Source organism: Streptomyces sp. NBC_00400, from assembly GCF_036048035.1.
Classification (GTDB): Bacteria; Actinomycetota; Actinomycetes; order Streptomycetales; family Streptomycetaceae; genus Streptomyces.
On sequence record NZ_CP107940.1, the window covers coordinates 2,018,848 to 2,035,830 of the forward strand.

Genomic DNA, 16,983 nt, shown 5'->3' on the forward strand with positions numbered 1-16,983 from the left:
GTCACGGGTGGTGGAGCGGATTGGGGACGGTGCCGTGCACGGCCGCGTGCGGGCGGTCGCGGCGGTCCCGGTAACCGTCCACATGCAGACGGTTGCGGTTCAGGCACAGCCGCTCGATGCGCGGGGTGAGCAGGTCGAAGGTCTCGTACCGCTCCTTGAGGGCCGGGAAGCGCTCGTGGTGGCGCAGGATCTCTGCCCGTACGAGTGACCAGAACGCGACCTCGGGGACGTCCAGTTGGTCCGCACACAGCGGCGCGAGGTAGCGGAAGACGCCGACGAACAGGCCGGAGTGGATGAACTGGGTGAGGAAGGAGGGCGGTTCGGTCAGCAGCACCGCCCGTACGTCGTCCGGCATGGAGTCGTGCTCGGGGAGCGGCCGGGAGCTGGTGTTGACGTCGTCGACGAAGTCCTTGACCGCGAGGCGGGTGGGGACGTCGTGCTCGTCGAAGACGACGATGGCGTTCTCGCCGTGCGGGGAGAAGACCGTGCCGTACCGGTAGAGGAAGTGCAGCAGGGGCGGCAGCAGGGCGGCGAACAGCCGTGCCAGCCAGTCGCGCGGGGTCAGCCCCGAGCGGTGCACCAGCTCGGCGGTCAGGGCGCGCCCCTGGGGATCGGTCTGCAGCAGCGCGGCCAGGGTGCGGGCGCGTTCGCCGGGGTCCAGATGGCCGCTGACCGGCTCGCGCCAGATACAGCCCAGCAGTTCCTTGAACTGGTACGGGACGCCGGGAAGCCGGTCGTACAGGGGGTGCTCGACGGTGACCGAGGCGGTCTCGCCGAGCAGGATGACCCGGGTCTCGTCGCGGAGATAGGGGTCGGCGTCGCGCAGGCCGTGGACCCAGCGGGTGACGGCGGGCGCGGCGAGGGTGCGCTCGGTGGGCAGCCCGCGCCAGACCAGGGTGTTGAGGATGGACAGCGGCAGTTTGACCGTACGGGCCCGGGGGCGGCTGAGATTGAGGAAGGTACGGATCGACTGCTGCGGCAGGCGGAGGTCGTTGTCAGTGGGCAGCGCGATGATGGATCTGTCGGCGAGCTGCGGGGCGAAGAGCGGGGCGATGGTCTCGTCCCACTGCCAGGGGTGGACGGGGAGGTAGAGGTAGTCGGCGGGGTCGTGGCCCTCGTCGGCGATGGTGCGGGCGAAGGCGTGCCGGGTGGCGGGGGCCAGCTCCTCGCCGTAGAGACGGTCGGGGGTGGCCAGGGTGGGGATACCGCGGTAGTGGGCGATGCTGTGGTGCGCGGCGAGCCAGGGCAGGCGCTGGGGTGTGCGGGCTTCGGGGGCCCAGGTCGCCGCGTCGTGCGCGGAGAAGCCGAGCCGGCCCTTGTTCGCGACGAGCCAGGGGTGGCCGGTCTGGTGGCCTTCGAGGGTGGCGTAGTCCAGATCGGCGAGGTCGGCGGCGCTGACGGCGGTGGCGTCGAGCCGGGTGTCGGCGGCGAGGGTGGCGGTCAGCTCGCGGACGAGATGGCCGGTGGTGTCGCCGGACAGGCCCAGCACGGTGTCGTGCGCGTCGGTGAGGAAGCGGAAGAGATCGGCGTCGGGGGTGATCGAATCGGGGTCGACGCGCCAGTGGCCGTAGGCGCCGCGGCGGGCGCGGAAGCGGTAGACCAGGCCGTCGGTGACCGGCAGGCGGTATTGCGGGGTGCCGTCGGGTGCGGTGCCGTCCGCCTCGGGGGTGAGGACTTCCTCGTACGCGAACTCCGCCAGGGTCTTGGCGAACAGTCGGCGCGCGGCGTGCTGCCAGGCGCTGTGCGAAGGCTGGGGCTCGGGCGACAAGGCGGGCTCCTCGAAGCGGGACCGCCCCGGCACGTACGGGGGACAACCGGGGCAGCGGGGGTGGACGGCGGGCCGGAGCGGGGCCGTCGGCGGACGGCGCCGGGGTCAGAGCAGGTGGCGGTGGGCGCGGTCGCGGACCATCAACGCCGCGCGCTTGCCGGGCAGTTCGATCTCCTCGCCGTAGCGGAATCCGGCGCTCAGGAAGGCCGCGACGGAGGCGGTGTTGCGCAGATCGGGCTCGGCGAGGACCCGTGCGCACCGCGGCCGGTGGTCGAGTACGAGATCGGAGGCGGCGCGCAGCAGCATGCCGCCCAGCCCGCGTCCCCGGTCGCCGGCGCCGCCGATGAGCAGATGGATACCGGTGTCCTCGGGCCGGGCCGGATAGCAGCGGGCGAGGGGGTCCAGATCCGCGCGGTAGATCTCCCAGTAGCTCATCGGGACACCGGCCAGCACCCCCAGGCAGGGCACGCTGCGGCCGTCACCGTCGAGCTGGGCGCGCAGATGGGCCGCGGTGGTCTCCGGCGGGCCCGCCAGTTCCCAGAAGGCCGCCACCGCCGGATCGTTCATCCAGCCGGTGATCCGGTCGAGATCGCGGGACGGCCGGACGGGGACGAGTGCGAACGGCCCGGCGGGGGTGTCGGCCGCTCCCCAGCCCGCCAGGTTGTCGAGCAGCGGGCCGGCAGCCGGGACGTCCGGGGGCGCCTGCGGCCCGCGTCCCTCGGCGAACAGCGCGCCGAACTCGGGCGGGAGCTGCAGGTCGAGGGTGTCATCGGAGCTGGAGCCGAGGCCGGATTCGGTGGGTGGCACGGCGACTCTCCTCTCGTGGCCGCGTGCCGCGTGGCCTGGTGGGTCGCGGGGCGCCGGGGACGGGGGCTGAAGGCTGCTGTCGGAGGGTGCGGTGGGCGGCTAGAGCCTGTCTTCAAAGTCCCGCCTGCCTCGCGGTGTCTGGCACGCGCTCCCCCACGCCTGAACGGCGCGGGAGGGGGACCCCCATCCGCGTTGTCGGGATCTCCCCGGTACACCCAGTACCGGGAAGACCCTCCGCCTTGCGATCGTGCTCGGCATCCACGGACTTCATAAGGAGCCGAGACGAAGCGAGCGGAGCGAGTGAAGTGCACCAGACACCGCGAGGCCCGCCCTGCGGGCGAACGACGGGACTTTGAAGACATGCTCTAGGGGGCGAGGGGGTTGGGCAGGGTGACGTAGACGGACTGGGTTTCGACCGGGCCGACGAGTTCGTCCAGGCCGTGCAGGCGGGTCGCCAGGTTGGCCTTGCAGCGCAGCGTGCGGGCGGCGAGCAGCTGTTCCGGGAGGGGCGAGCGGTGCGCCCGCGGTGCCGCGGCGGCATCGGCGAGGAACCGCCGGAAGGCGGCGAGCAGGATCTCCTCGCGGACCAGGCGCTGGGAGCCGAAGGCGCCGATGAGGCCGAGGACGTTGTTGATGCCGAGGTAGTAGGCGAAGCGTTCGTCGGTGACGTCGTCGGCGACGAAGCTGTCGCCGGCCACGCCGATACCGGGCAGGCGCCGCTCCAGCTCGGCGCGGCGGGAGGTGCGGAAGTAGTAGCCCTGGTTGTCGCGGTAGCGGCCGCCGACCGGCCAGCCATCGGGGTCCAGCAGCACCACGGTGTTCTGCTGGTGGGCTTCGAGCACGATGCCGGCCGTGCCGTCGAGCCACAGCACGGGCCGTACGACTGCTTCCAGGTAGCGCAGGAACCACTCGGTGGCCACCGCCCCCAGGGGGCGGCCGGTGCGCGCGCCGAGCGTGCAGACGAGGTCTTCGAGCCGGGAGCGCACGCCCGAGCGGCCGGGCCAGGGCCGCGGGGAGGTGAGGCCGGCGATGCACACGGCGTCGTCGGTGGTGCTGAAGGGGTTGTGGCGGATGACGGCGTCGAGGCCCTGGACGGGTGCGCCGTCGAAGCCGTCGACGGCGAGGTAGGCCGGGTCGCGGACGATGTCGAAGCCGGGGTGGACGGTCTGCCACTGCTCGGCGAGGCCGGTGCGCAGCAGTCGGTGCACCTCGACGCCGCGGGCCAGTTCCTTGCGGAGGTTTTCCCGGCGGGAGTTGGTGATGCGCAGCCCGAGGGAGAGCTTCAGCATGGCGTTCGCGTCGGGGCGGTAGACCGTGCGGACGGAGGAGGTGGGGTGCCAGAGCGGGCCGTGGGCGCCGAGGTCGTAGAGCAGACCGGCCTCGCGGAGGGCGGCGATGTCGGCGCGGTCGGCGAGCTCCCTGGCCTGCCAGGGGTGCAGTGGCAGGGGCACGGTGTCGTCGGGGAGCCGGAGGCCGTCCCCGGCGAGGTCCCTGGCAAGCTGCTCGGCCGGTACGGGCTTGCCGCGTTCGGTCCAGGCGGAGTCGGCGGCCAGGACGGAGCGGTGCACGGCCGTCCAGTGGAGCGGGAAGGCGCCGCGGAGTTCGGGCGAATAGGCCCGGGTCTCGGCCTCGGAGAGCCCTTCGCGGCTCTTGGGGGTGGGGTGCAGCGGGTGGCCGAGGAGAAGGGACTGTTCGGCTTCGAGGAAGAGGGCGCCGTGGTCGTCGGCGGGCCGGGCACGCCGGTCGGTGAGGAAGAGGGCGACGTTGCGTACGGAGTTGGCGACCCGGCCGATGAGTTCGGCGCCGCCGCCGTCCGGTGCCGGCCGGCCCATACCGTCCGGGTCCGGCCGCTCGTCGGTGTCCGCCACCCGGTGCTCCCCGCCATCGGAGGCCCGGCGGTCGCCGTATGCGGCCTCCCGGCGCAGCAGCGCGGCGACGGTGACGGCGTCCAGCGGGGCGGCTCCGGCCGGGGCGCCGTCGAGGGTGGGGGCGCCCAGACGGTGCCAGCCCGTGGGCGACCAGTAGCGGACGGGGATGCGCAGGGCGCCCGCGGCGGCGCGCAGGGGGATCACCACCTCGCCCTCGGCGGGGTGCGGGGTGCCGCTCTCCCGGAGCCAGCAGCGCAGCAGGTGCTCGACGCCCGCGGCGTCGGCGGCGACCGCCGGGTCCGGGTGGTCGAGGGGGTCGTGGTCACCGGACACCCGGGCGCGGTCGTAGGGACCGGGGGCGCCCCGCTCCGGGGCCTCGTGGGTCTGCTGGTGGCAGGCGGCGTCGGGGGCGCGCCGTTGCTGGCGGGGTACCGACTCGATGGTGCCCGCGCCCTGGTGGGCGGGGATGCGCTCGGCGGGCTGGCCGCCGTCGGGGCCGGGGCGTTCGTTCATGGGGAGGTGCCTCGCATTGTCGTGGGGGACGAGCCCGTCGGCCCGGGGGTGGTGCGGACCGCCGCCGTGAGGGCGTCGGCGAGGCGGTCGAGGATGGCGTCCGCCTGTTCGTCGGTGATGGTCAGGGGCGGCAGCAGCCGGACGACGGCGGACTGCCTGCCGCCCAGTTCGACGATCAGGCCGCGGTCCAGGCAGGCGTGCTGGACGGCCGCCGCGAGCTGCGGGTCGGCGGGGCGGGCGCCCGTGGCGTCGGCGTCGGCGGTGCGGTCGACGAGCTCGATGCCCAGCATCAGTCCGCGGCCGCGGACGTCGCCGATGCAGTCATGGGCGGCGGCGAGGGAGGTGAGGCGGTCGAGCATCCGGGCGCCGAGCTCCGCGGCGCGCCGGTCGAGGCCGTTCGTGCGGACGTAGGCGAGGGTGGCGGCGCCGGCGGCCATGGCGAGCTGGTTGCCGCGGAAGGTGCCGGCGTGGGCGCCGGGCTGCCAGGCGTCGAGTTCCTCGCGGTAGACGATCACGGCGAGCGGCAGACTGCCGCCGATCGCCTTCGACAGCACGATCACATCGGGCACGATGCCGCTGTGGTCGACCGCCCAGAAGGCGCCGGTGCGGCCGACGCCGGTCTGTACCTCGTCCACGATCAGCGGGATCCGCCGGGCGGCGGTGATCTCCCGCATCCGCCGCAGCCAGGCGTCCGGCGCGGGGATCACGCCGCCCTCGCCCTGGACGGGTTCCAGGATCATCCCGGCCGGCCGGGGCACCCCGCTCTTGGGGTCGTCGAGCAGGCTCTGGGTCCAGCGCGCGGCGAGCTCGGCGCCGCGCTCGCCGCCGGTCTGGAAGGGACAGCGGTAGTCGTACGGGTAGGGCAGCCGGACCACGCTGGTGTGCTGCGCTCCCCCGGAGGCGGCGAGCGCTTCCGAGGTCATGCCGTGGTAGGCGCCGGAGAACGCCATCAGGCCGTCCCGGCCGGTCGCGGTGCGGACGAGTTTGAAGGCGGCCTCCACGGCGTCCGTGCCGGCCGGGCCGCAGAACTGGATGCGTCCCTTTTCGGCCAACTCCCGAGGCAGGGTGGCGAAGAGCTCGGTGGTGAAGGCGTCCTTGACGGGGGTGGCCAGGTCGAGGACGTGCAGCGGCGCGCCGGAGTCGAGGACCGTCCGGATCGCTTCGAGCACCACCGGGTGGTTGTGGCCGAGCGCCAGTGTGCCGGCGCCGGAGAGGCAGTCGAGATAGCGCCTGCCGTCGGCGCCCTCGATGGTCAGTCCGCGGGCGCGCACCGGGACGATGGGCAGCGAGCGCGCGTAGGTACGGGCGGCGGACTCGCGCAGGGACTGCCGCCGCAGGATCCCCTCATGGGCCGGCGGCGCTGCCGCCGGCACGGTTTCGGTCAACACCACGGCAGTTGTGTCCTCCTGCTGGTGAGCTGCGGAATGCCGCGCGGGCTGGGGGCAGCCCGGCCGTCCCCCGTACGTACCAACGACGGCGGCGACCCGAGATCACGGTTGTCGGCAAGATCCTTGATGGCGTGGAACCGGGGACCCGAGTACCGCCGTCCCCATCGTCACCGGCATAGTGGGGTGTTGCGCCGGGATCTTGGGGTTCATGACAAAGACCGGACCCGTGCACACCAAACGAGCCACACCGGCTCAGTCCGAATTCACCAGGGGGAGCTCACCCATGCGATCCATACGCCGGCCAGTCCTGGCCGCCGCCGCCCTCACCGCTGTCGTGGCGCTCACCGCCACCGGCTGCGGACCCGAGAGCGACAACGCGGACGCCAAGCCCGGCCAGTCCGCGGCGCAGGACTCCACGGGCGGGGGTGACTTCAAGATTCCTCAGGACATCCAGGACAAGCTCAAGGAGCACGGCTTCGACCTGGACAAGTGGAAGAACGGCGAGTGGAAGAACTGGAACCGCGACAAGTGGCTCCGGGAGGCCGGGGAGTTCATCAACCCGATCATCAAGGACTTCTGGGACAAGGACAAGATCGACAAGGTCAAGCCGCCCCAGGACCCCAGCAAGCCCGAGGACATCTCGGAGGACCAGGGCAAGACCGACCCCGAGCCCGCCGCCGTTCCGGCTCAGGCCGTCAAGACCCCGTACACCTCGACCGCTCCCGGTGTGGGCCTGCTGCTGTTCAGCACTCCCGAGGGCGGGTCGCGCTGCTCGGCCACCGTGGTCAAGGACCCGGCGCACCCCGGTAAGTCCAACCTCGTGTGGACCGCGGCGCACTGTGTGCACGCCGGCAAGAACGGCGGCTGGTACCGCAACATGATGTTCGTGCCGAACTTCAACAGGACCGGCGGCAGCGCCGGCCAGATGAAGGGCAAGCCCTACGAGGACCGCGTCCCGTCGGGCAAGTGGTGGGCGGACGACATGGCGACGTCGCAGCAGTGGATCAAGGCCGGCGGCGCCGTTCCGGGCGTGCCGATGGCTCCGTACGACTTTGCGCTGATGCATGTGAAGCCCGAGGAGAGCACGGGCGGCAAGTCGCTGGAGGAGGTCGCCGGCGGTGCGTACGCGGTGGACTTCAATGCGCCCGCGATGGCCAAGATCCCGAGCCTGACGGCGCAGGGCTACCCCGCCGAGCCGCCGTTCGACGGTGCGGCGCAGCAGCAGTGCACCGACAAGCCGACCCGTCTGTCGATGGATGCCCAGAAGCCGACCATGTACCGGATCGGCTGCACCATGACCGGCGGTTCCTCCGGTGGTCCTTGGTTCGCCAAGGGCAAGGACGGCAAGCCGGAGCTGATCTCCAACATGTCGATGGGGCCGCGCCCGGCCCGCTGGTCCGCCGGTCCCCACCTGGGTCCCGAGGCCAAGAGCATCTTCGACGCCATGAGCAAGAAGTGGGCCACCAAGCAGTAAGCGGATGAGGCGGGTGGTACCGGGGACGGCGCCGCCCGCGCCTCGCGCAGGAGCATGACGAAGGCCCGCTCCCGGTTTCCCGGGAGCGGGCCTTGTGCCGTGGTGTGCCGCCCGGCCGCTACGCCGCGGGGACGAAGCGCTGGAGTTCGGCGGCCAGCTCCTCGTGGACCCGCGCCTTGAGGACGGTGCCGTCCGCGGTGTGCTCCTCGGAGAGGACCTCGCCCTCGGCGTGCGCCCGCGAGACCAGGGCACCGTGGGTGTACGGCACCAGCACCTCGATCTCGACCCGCGGCCGGGGAAGCTCCTCGTCCAGCAGGGCCAGCAGCTCGTCCAGGCCCTGGCCCGTTCGGGCCGAGACCGCGAGGGCGTGCTTCTCCTGGCGCAGCAGTCGCTGCAGCACCAGCGGGTCGGCCGCGTCGGCCTTGTTGACGACCACGATCTCGGGCACGTCCGTCGCGCCCACCTCGCGGATCACCTCGCGCACCGCGGCCAGCTGCTCCTCGGGCACCGGATGCGAGCCGTCGACCACATGCAGGATGAGGTCGGACTCGCCGACCTCCTCCATCGTGGAGCGGAACGCCTCGACGAGGTGGTGGGGCAGATGCCGGACGAAGCCGACGGTGTCGGCGAGGGTGTAGAGCCGTCCGCTGGGCGTCTCGGCCCGCCGGACGGTGGGGTCCAGGGTGGCGAACAGGGCGTTCTCCACCAGGACACCGGCGCCGGTGAGGCGGTTGAGCAGGGAGGACTTGCCGGCGTTGGTGTAGCCGGCGATGGCGACCGAGGGGACCTTGTGGCGCCGGCGTTCCTGGCGCTTGATGTCCCGGCCGGTCTTCATCTCCGCGATCTCCCGGCGCATCTTCGCCATCTTCTCGCGGATCCGCCGCCGGTCCGTCTCGATCTTGGTCTCACCGGGACCACGGGTGGCCATACCGCCGCCCGCCGAACCGGAGCCACCGCCACCCATCTGCCGGGACAGCGACTGGCCCCAGCCGCGGAGCCGGGGAAGCATGTACTGCATCTGCGCCAGCGAGACCTGCGCCTTGCCCTCCCGGGACTTGGCGTGCTGGGCGAAGATGTCGAGGATCAGGGCGGTCCGGTCGACCACCTTGACCTTGACGACGTCCTCGAGGTGGATCAGCTGGCCCGGGGAGAGCTCACCGTCGCACACCACGGTGTCCGCCCCGGATTCCAGCACGATGTCGCGCAGCTCCAGCGCCTTGCCCGAGCCGATGTACGTGGCGGGGTCGGGCTTGTCGCGGCGCTGGATGACGCCGTCGAGCACCATGGCGCCCGCGGTCTCGGCGAGAGCGGCGAGCTCGGCGAGGGAGTTCTCGGCCTCCTGGACCGTGCCGGAGGTCCAGACGCCGACGAGCACCACGCGCTCCAGGCGGAGCTGCCGGTACTCGACCTCGGTGACGTCCTCGAGCTCGGTGGACAGACCCGCTACACGGCGTAGCGCGGCACGGGCCGAACGGTCGTACTGGTCGCCGTCACGCTCCCCGTCGATCTTGTGGCTCCAGGCGACGTCCTCTTCCATCAGGGCGTTGGCCCGAAGGCTCTCGGGGAGGCGCTGCCGGTCCTGCGGAAGGGAAGAAGAGGAGGTCATTTGATCCTTCGCGTCGTCGGTGAGCCCTCGCGGGGACCTGGGGTTCCCGCCGGGACTGTCGGTGGTGCGGCGACCGCCGCGGCGCTGCCGCGTCCGTCGCTGGTGACAACGTCCGAGCGGTCCCGGAGATTCCCGGGCCGGCCGGTGCCGTCCCGACGATGGTCCCATGCCCCGGGAAGGCCGTCACACGGGTTTTCCGGGGTGTGCGGCGGCTCCCCTGGGCGCGGGGGCCTTGGCGGCCGCCCCCTTGGGCCCGAGGCCGGCGCCCGCCCCCTTGGGGTGCCCGAGCTTTGCGACAGCCCCCTTGGGATGCCCGGACTTTGCCGCGGGCCCCTTGTGCAGCCACTCCGGATGCCCCGGCATCGGCGGGGTCCGGTCGCCGTAGAGCCAGTCCTGGAAGAAGACGGTGAGGTCCTGACCGGCGACCTGGGAGGACAGCTGCACGAAGTCGGCGGTGTCCGCCACGCCGTCGCGGTGCCGCTCGACCCAGGTGCGTTCCAGGCGGTCGAAGGCGGCGGTGCCGATCTTCTGCCGCAGGGCGTACAGGACCAGCGCGCTGCCGTCGTAGACGATGGGACGGAAGATACCGATCTTCTGTCCCGCGCTCGGGGCCTTGGGCGCGGCGGGCGGCCCGCCCTCGGCGCGCCAGCCGTCGGACTCCTGGTACGCATGACGCATACGGGCTTCCAGGGTGGCCCGGCCGTTGCTCCGCTCCTGGGCGTAAAGGGCCTCGTACCAGGTGGCATGGGCCTCGTTGAGCCAGACGTCGGACCAGCGGCGCGGGCTGACGCTGTCGCCGAACCACTGGTGGGCCAGCTCGTGCAGCATCACCGACTCCACGTACCAGGCGGGCAGCCGGTCGGTGGTGAACATGGCCTTCTCGAAGAGCGAGAGGGTCTGGGTCTCCAGTTCGAAGCCGGTCCTGGCGCTGGCGATCAGCACCCCGTACGCCTCGAAGGGGAAGGGGCCGACCTTGCGCTCCATCCAGGCGATCTGGGCCGGGGTCTTCGCCAGCCAGGGCGCCAGTGCCCGGCGGTGCGCGGTCGGGACCACATCGCGGACGGGCAGGCCGTGCGGTCCGTGCCGCAGCACCACGCTGGACTTCCCGATGGAGACCTGCGCGAGTTCGGTGGCCATGGGGTGGGTGGTGCGATAGGTCCAGGTGCGGCGCCCCGCGCGGGCTCCGGGGCTCAGGGGCAGTCCGTTGGCGACGGCGGTCAGTTCCTGCGGCGCGGTGATGTGGAAGGTGAAGAGCGCCTTGTCGGAGGGGTGGTCGTTGCAGGGGAAGACGCGGTGCGCGGCGTCCGCCTGGTTGGCCATCGCCAGACCGTCGGAGGTACGGAGCCAGCCGCCGTCCCCCGTGCCGCGGGGTTCACTGGTGTGCTCGATGGCGATCTTCACCTCCTGGCCGCTGGAGAGGTGGAAGGCCGGGGTGAGCACCAGGTCCTCGCCGTGCTGCTGGTGCGCGGCGGGCAGGCCGCCGATCTTCACGGAGCGTACGGTGCCGCGGGCGAAGTCGAGGTTGACGTGGTCGAGCTCGGTGGTGGCCCGGGCGGTGATCACGGTGGTGGCGTTCAGCGGCCGGTCGTTGTGGCCGGAGTAGTCCAGGGAGACGTCGTAGGAGGTGACGTCGTAGCCGGTGTTGCCGAGCAGGGGGAAGAGCCGGTCGCCGAGGCCTTGTGGCCCCAGGAACGGCGGTTCGGCCATGCCGAGGGTGGCGAGCGCGGCCAGCCCGAGGGCGGCGGCCCGGCGGCCGGTCCATCGGAGCCGCCCGCTCGGGTCGCGGGGCGGGGCGGCGGCGGGGCGAACGGGGTCGCGTGAAGGGCGGCGCAGGGGAAGGGACATGCACTACGGCTACCAACGCCGCCCCCTCCCCCGCGGGTGACGGGGCAAACGGCACCCGAACGGGCGGCGGATCGTGCGTCCGTCTTACGCCGCCGGACGGAGTGGCTTCCGACGGGCCGTCACCCTGTGGGCCGAACTGCCCCGTTCAGGGGCGCAGCGCCGCCGGGCGGGAGCGTCCTGCCCGCAACACGTCGAAGACTCCTGGCACTTGGCGCATGGCCCGCATCAGGGACGGCAGCCCGGCGGCGTTCGGCAGATGCAGGGTGTAGGTGTGGCGGACCCGCTGTTCGCGCGGGGGTTCGACGGCGGCGGACACCACGGCGGCGCCCTGGGAAGCGATGGCTTCGGTGAGGTCGGCCAGGAGATGCGGCCGGCTGAAGGCCTCGGCCAGGAGGGTGACCCGGCAGCCGTGACCCCCCGGGCCTGCGCCCCGCCAGCGCACCCCGACCGGCTGCCGGCCGGTGGCCGCCATCCGGGCCACGGCGGGACACAGGGCGCGGTGGACGGTGACCGTGCCACCCCGTACGGCGAATCCGGTGACGGTGTCCGGCGGCACCGGGGTGCAGCAGCCCGCCAGCCGGACCGCGGCGCCCGGCAGATCCGCCACCACGAGGACCGACGCCGCGACCGGGGCCGCTCCGGGCCGGTCGTCGTCCGCGGCCCGGCGGTCGGCCGGGGGCCCCGCGACGGGCCCCTCACCGGCACCGGCCGGGCGGGCGCCGGGCGCCTGCGGCCCGGCCAGCCAGCGGGCGATGGCGAGCCGGGCGGCGGGCGTACGGGCGTGGTCGAGCCATTCGGGCGAGGGGCCGGCCGCGGAGTCCGGGGCCATCAGCAGCTGCACGCTGTCGCCGTCGTGCAGGGCGGTGGAGAGGGTGGCGAGCCGACCGTTGACGCGGGCGCCGATACAGCAGTGCGCCACCTCGCCGTGCCGTTCATAGGCGGCGTCCACACAACTCGCCCCGGCGGGCAGACCGATGGCACCGCCCGGAACGGCCGACGAGCCGTCCGACGGGGCGTCGGTGCAGAAGACGGTGATCTCCCGGTCCTGGGCGAGGTCGTCGCGCAGCGAGGTCCAGAACGTGTCCGGGTCGGGGGTGGTGCGCTGCCACTCCAGCAGCCGGGAGAGCCATCCGGGGCGGGTCGGGTCGGCCCGCTCACCCTCGGGGGTGTCCGCGCCGTCCGTGGGGGCGTACGGGTTACCCAGCGCGATCACCCCCGCCTCGGCGACCCGGTGCATCTGGTGCGTACGGATCAGCGTCTCGGCGATCTCCCCGGACGGGCCGGTGACCGCCGTGTGCAGCGACTGGTAGAGGTTGAACTTGGGGGCCGCGATGAAGTCCTTGAACTCGGAGACGACCGGGGTGAAGCAGGTGTGCAGCTCGCCGAGGACGGCATAGCAGTCGGCGTCCTCCGCCACCAGCACCAGCAGCCGCCCGAGGTCCGCGCCGGTCAGCTCTCGGCGGGCGAGGCGTACGCGGTGCACGGAGACGAAGTGCCGGGGGCGGACGAGGACTTCGGCGTCGATGCCCGCCTCGTCGAGGACGGTGCGCACCCGCTGCGCGAGGGCGGTGAGCGGGTCGGGCCGGGTGGCGTACTCCATGACCAGGGCCCGGGTGGTGGCGTACTCCTCGGGGTGCAGGATCGCGAAGACGAGGTCCTCCAGCTCGGCCTTGAGCGCCTGCACGCCGAGGCGTTCGGCGAGCGGGATCAGCACATCGCGGGTCACCTTGGCGATCCGGGCCTGCTTCTCGGGGCGCATCACGCCGAGGGTGCGCATGTTGTGCAGCCGGTCGGCGAGCTTGATGGACATCACCCGGACGTCGTTGCCGGTCGCCACCAGCATCTTGCGGAAGGTCTCCGGCTCGGCCGCCGCGCCGTAGTCGACCTTCTCCAGTTTGGTGACACCGTCGACCAGATAGCAGACCTCCGCGCCGAACCGCTCCCGTACCTGATCCAGCGTCACTTCCGTGTCCTCGACGGTGTCGTGGAGCAGGGAGGCGGTCAACGTCGTGGTTTCCGCGCCCAGTTCGGCGAGGATGAGGGTCACCGCGAGCGGGTGGGTGATGTACGGCTCGCCGCTCTTGCGCAGTTGGCCGCGGTGCGAGGACTCGGCGAGCAGGTAGGCCCGGGTGAGGGTGTCCAGGTCGGCGTCCGGGTGGTGTCCGCGGTGCACCTTGGCGACGTGCTCCAGGGCGTGCGGGAGGCCGTCGCGCGGGGCGGGTCCGAGCAGGGCGGCCCGGCCGATCCGGCGCAGGCCTCTGAGCTCCAGCCGGCGGCGTCCGCGCTTGCGGCCCGCTGCTCCAGGGTTACCAGGGTTCGTGGCCTCTGCGCTCATGGGCACCTCCGGCAGCGTCGACCGGCGGTGGGGCGCGTCAGTTGGGGCGTCCGGGCCGGTGCTTGATGCTACCGACCCCATCACGCAGCGCTGTCCGCCTCTCGCTCAGAGTGATACGGATCACCCGTTCGAGCGACCCTTTCGGCCGTAGCCGTTCCGCGAGAAAGGCCCGGGCCCGGGAGGTCGCAGGGGTCGCGTCAGGCGAGCGCGGCGGCCAGCCAGGCGGGGTCGAAGGTGCCCTCGGCGACGATCTCGGCCGGTCCGGTCATCTCGACCGTGCCGTCGGGCAGCTCGGTGATGGAGAGGCTGCCGCCGAGCACATCAACCGTGTAGGTGGCGGGCGTGCCGGTCTCCGTGGGGGCCGGGCCGTCCCTGCGGGCGGTGGCGACGGCGACCGCACAGGCGCCGGTGCCGCAGGAGCGGGTCTCGCCCGAGCCGCGCTCGTGGACCCGCATCGCCACATGGCGCGGTCCGCGGTCGGCGACGAACTCGATGTTCACGCCGTCGGGATAAACCGACGCCGGGCTGAACGGCGGTACGGCCAGCAGATCGCCGGCGTGGGCCAGATCCTCGACGAAGACGACGGCGTGCGGATTGCCCATGCTCACGTTCCGGGCCGGCCAGCTGCGGCCGTCGACGGTGACGACGACGCTCTCCTCGAAGAGCTCGGCGCGGCCCATCGAGACCGTGACATCGCCGGTCTTGGCGACGTGGACGCGGCGCACGCCGGCGCGGGTGGCGATGGCGAGGTCACCGGCCTCGACCAGGCCGGCGTGCAGCAGGTAGCGCGCGAAGACACGGACGCCGTTGCCGCACATCTCGGCGATCGAGCCGTCGCCGTTGCGGTAGTCCATGAACCACTCGGCCTCGTCGGCCTGGCCTTGCGCCTCCGGGTGCGCGGCGGACCGGACGACGCGCAGCACACCGTCGCCGCCGAGTCCGGCCCGTCGGTCGCAGATCCTGGCGACGGCGGTCGCGGGCAGGTCGAGGCGGCCGTCCGGGTCCGGGACGATCACAAAGTCGTTCTCGGTACCGTGGCCCTTGAGGTAGGCGAGGCGCTGCGTACTGGTCACCCCTGCATCGTACGGGGCCACCGGAGGGATCGGCCTGACGGGGCCGGGCCTGCGCCCGTACACGGCACGCAGGAACCGTCCGTGGAGACAGGGACCGTCCGTGGAGAGGGGAAACCCCGCCCCCGGTTCAGCGCAGCCGGGCCACGCGCCAGATGGCCAGTGAGGCCGGGATCGCGACCACGAGGGCGTAGAGCAGCACCACGCGCCAGTCGGCGCGGCGGCCGGAGCCCGGTACCGGGAGGCCGGGCCAGGTGTGGCCGACGCGGCGGGCGGCCATCATGCCCCAGCCGGCCGCGCAGCAGCACAGCAGCAGGCCGAGCATCGCGATCATCGCACCGCCGTCGCCGCCGAGCTCGAAGGCGAGGGGGAAGGCGAACATCAGCGAGCCGAGGACCGCGAGCGCGACGATCGGCGCCAGCTGCCACAGCCGCAGCCGGGGTGGCGGGCGCAGCTCCCGGAAGGACTCGCCGCCCTCGCCGGGGCCGTCGGCACCGGAGTCCGGGGCGTCGGAGTCGTCCAGCGTGTCCGGGTCGGGTGCGGCGCCGGGCAGGCCGTCCTCGGCGTCCGGACCGTCGTCGGTCAGGGGTGCCGGGTCAGTGCCGCCGTCCGGCTGCTGCGCTCGGTTGCGAGGGCCGGCCTCCATTGCCACGCGCCCTCCCCACTGCAGACTGCACGCCTCGATCGAAGGTCGATGATGACACGCCCTCAGGGGCCCGGATGACGGCCGGAGCGTCCCGATGCCATGACGTGATCAGGCTGTGACCGGTCGTTCGAGCAACGCCAGCGCCTGCCCGGGAAGTTCCGCGCGGTGCTCGGCGGCTCCGCTGAGCCAGTGGACCCGCGGGTCCCGGCGGAACCACGAGTCCTGACGGCGCGCGAAGCGCTTGGTGGCGCGCACCGTCTCGTCGCGCGCCTCCTGCTCGGTGCACTCCCCCGCGAGCTGGGCCAGCACCTGCTGGTAACCGAGCGCCCGCGAGGCCGTACGGCCCGCACGCAGCCCCTGGCCCTCCAGCCGGCGCACCTCGTCGACCAGGCCCGCTTCCCACATGCGGTCGACCCGGCGGGCGATCCGCTCGTCGAGCTCGGGGCGCGCGACATCGACACCGATCTGCAGGGTGTCGTAGACCGCTTCGTGGCCGGGGAGGTTCGCGGTGAAGGGGCGGCCGGTGATCTCGATGACCTCCAGGGCGCGCACGATGCGACGGCCGTTGCTCGCCAGGATCGCGCGGCCGGCCTCGGGGTCGGCGGCGGCCAGCCGGGCGTGGAGGGGGCCGCTGCCCCCTGCGGCCAGTTCGGCCTCCAGCCGGGCGCGCACCTCCGGGTCGGTGCCGGGGAAGTCCAGGGCGTCGATCGCACCGCGTACATACAGGCCGGAGCCGCCGACGAGGACCGGGGTACGGCCCTCGGCGAGCAGCCGGTCGATCTCGGCGCGGGCCAGCCGCTGGTACTCGGCGACGCTGGCGGCGCAGGTCACGTCCCAGATGTCCAGGAGGCGGTGCGGGACACCCTGCTGCTCCTCGGGCGTGAGTTTGGCGGTGCCGATGTCCATGCCGCGGTAGAGCTGCATCGAGTCGGCATTGATGACCTCGCCCCCCACGTGCTGTGCGAGCGCGACGCCCAGATCGGACTTTCCGGCCGCGGTGGGACCGACGACGGCGATGACCCGCGGAGCGGGAACGACGGTGTTCACCCCGCCAGTCTCGCAAACATCGCACCCCCGTCCCGAACGAGCGACGTGACGGGCAACCGATGGGGTCGTTGCCTGTTGCGAGGTCCCGAGTGGCCGGTGCGCCTCACCGGCGCCCGCGGGCGGCGCAAGGGACCGTTCCCCGGCGGCACGGGATGTCGCCATCTGAAGAGCGTAGGAGCAGTTATGGGCGTGTTTTCGCGGTTTCGCCGCCGTAGGTCCGAAGCGTCGACGGAGGAGCCCGCCACCACGGCGGTGACGGCCGGGGCGGAGAAGCCGGCCGAGGTGGAGGAGCCCGCCGAGAAGCCGGCGGGGCCGGTCGTTCCGGCGGCCACGGAGGGTTCCGATGCCGCCGGGGAGGCCGCAGTCTCCCGCGCGGGAGACTCCTGCGCGGACGAGGGCGCCGCCGGCCACACCACGGCACCCGGGCCGGCGGCCCCGGAGGCGTCCGGAGGAGCTGCGGCCGAAGCGGCGGCCGGCGACGGGCCGCCGGCGGAGAAGGCCGGTGAGAAGGCCGGTGAGAAGGCCGGTGAGAAGGCCGGTGAGAGCGCCGGAATCCCCCGGCAGCAGTCGGCCGAGGCCGCCGCGGACAGCGAGGGCGCACGGCAGTAGCCCGCCG

The 16,983-nt window shown here is 73.0% G+C and carries 12 protein-coding genes; 2 read left to right on the plus strand and 10 right to left on the minus strand.

Annotated features, from left to right (window positions below):
- Position 1: 1 nt before the first annotated feature.
- From OHS81_RS08810 to OHS81_RS08825, 4 genes are all read right to left on the minus strand, one after another.
- Positions 2 to 1,768: an IucA/IucC family protein gene (locus tag OHS81_RS08810; protein WP_328384041.1), complete on the minus strand. Its 1,767-nt coding sequence runs from the start codon at positions 1,766 to 1,768 to the stop codon at positions 2 to 4.
- 105 nt (positions 1,769 to 1,873) lie between these two features.
- On the minus strand, positions 1,874 to 2,575 hold the full coding sequence (locus tag OHS81_RS08815) for a GNAT family N-acetyltransferase (RefSeq protein WP_328384043.1): 702 nt from the start codon (positions 2,573 to 2,575) through the stop codon (positions 1,874 to 1,876).
- Positions 2,576 to 2,940: 365 nt separating this feature from the next.
- A complete protein-coding gene (locus tag OHS81_RS08820) occupies positions 2,941 to 4,956 on the minus strand; it encodes an IucA/IucC family protein (protein ID WP_328384045.1) in 2,016 nt (671 codons plus the stop codon).
- The gene (locus OHS81_RS08825) at positions 4,953 to 6,347 is read right to left on the minus strand and encodes a diaminobutyrate--2-oxoglutarate transaminase family protein (protein WP_328384047.1); all 1,395 of its coding nucleotides are present in this window, start codon (positions 6,345 to 6,347) and stop codon (positions 4,953 to 4,955) included. The genes OHS81_RS08820 and OHS81_RS08825 overlap by 4 nt, the downstream gene beginning before the upstream one ends.
- Positions 6,348 to 6,627: 280 nt before the next feature.
- Here OHS81_RS08825 and OHS81_RS08830 point away from each other — a divergent pair, with 280 nt between their 5' ends.
- Positions 6,628 to 7,818, plus strand: coding sequence for a trypsin-like serine peptidase (locus OHS81_RS08830; protein WP_328384049.1), 1,191 nt, complete (start codon positions 6,628 to 6,630; stop codon positions 7,816 to 7,818).
- Between the two features lie 118 nt (positions 7,819 to 7,936).
- Here the strand turns inward: OHS81_RS08830 and hflX are convergent, their stop codons facing one another.
- The 6 genes from hflX to miaA form a co-directional block, all read right to left on the minus strand.
- The gene (gene hflX, locus OHS81_RS08835) at positions 7,937 to 9,424 is read right to left on the minus strand and encodes a GTPase HflX (RefSeq protein WP_328384051.1); all 1,488 of its coding nucleotides are present in this window, start codon (positions 9,422 to 9,424) and stop codon (positions 7,937 to 7,939) included.
- A gap of 183 nt (positions 9,425 to 9,607) precedes the next feature.
- Positions 9,608 to 11,269 (minus strand): M1 family metallopeptidase, encoded by a 1,662-nt coding sequence (locus tag OHS81_RS08840; protein ID WP_328384053.1) that lies wholly within the window; start codon positions 11,267 to 11,269, stop codon positions 9,608 to 9,610.
- Positions 11,270 to 11,414: 145 nt separating this feature from the next.
- Entirely contained in the window at positions 11,415 to 13,604 is a 2,190-nt protein-coding gene (locus OHS81_RS08845) for a RelA/SpoT family protein (protein WP_328384055.1), read from the minus strand.
- Positions 13,605 to 13,801: 197 nt separating this feature from the next.
- Positions 13,802 to 14,677 carry a diaminopimelate epimerase gene (gene dapF, locus OHS81_RS08850; RefSeq protein ID WP_328384057.1) on the minus strand — a complete coding sequence of 292 codons (876 nt, stop codon included), beginning with the start codon at positions 14,675 to 14,677 and terminating at the stop codon, positions 13,802 to 13,804.
- Positions 14,678 to 14,804: 127 nt separating this feature from the next.
- Complete coding sequence (locus OHS81_RS08855) at positions 14,805 to 15,320, minus strand: hypothetical protein (RefSeq protein ID WP_328390998.1); 516 nt, start codon at positions 15,318 to 15,320, stop codon at positions 14,805 to 14,807.
- A gap of 108 nt (positions 15,321 to 15,428) precedes the next feature.
- Positions 15,429 to 16,367, minus strand: coding sequence for a tRNA (adenosine(37)-N6)-dimethylallyltransferase MiaA (gene miaA / locus OHS81_RS08860; protein ID WP_328384059.1), 939 nt, complete (start codon positions 16,365 to 16,367; stop codon positions 15,429 to 15,431).
- 183 nt (positions 16,368 to 16,550) lie between these two features.
- Between miaA and OHS81_RS08865 the strand changes: the two genes are divergently transcribed.
- Positions 16,551 to 16,976, plus strand: coding sequence for a hypothetical protein (locus tag OHS81_RS08865; RefSeq protein ID WP_328384061.1), 426 nt, complete (start codon positions 16,551 to 16,553; stop codon positions 16,974 to 16,976).
- Positions 16,977 to 16,983: the final 7 nt, after the last annotated feature.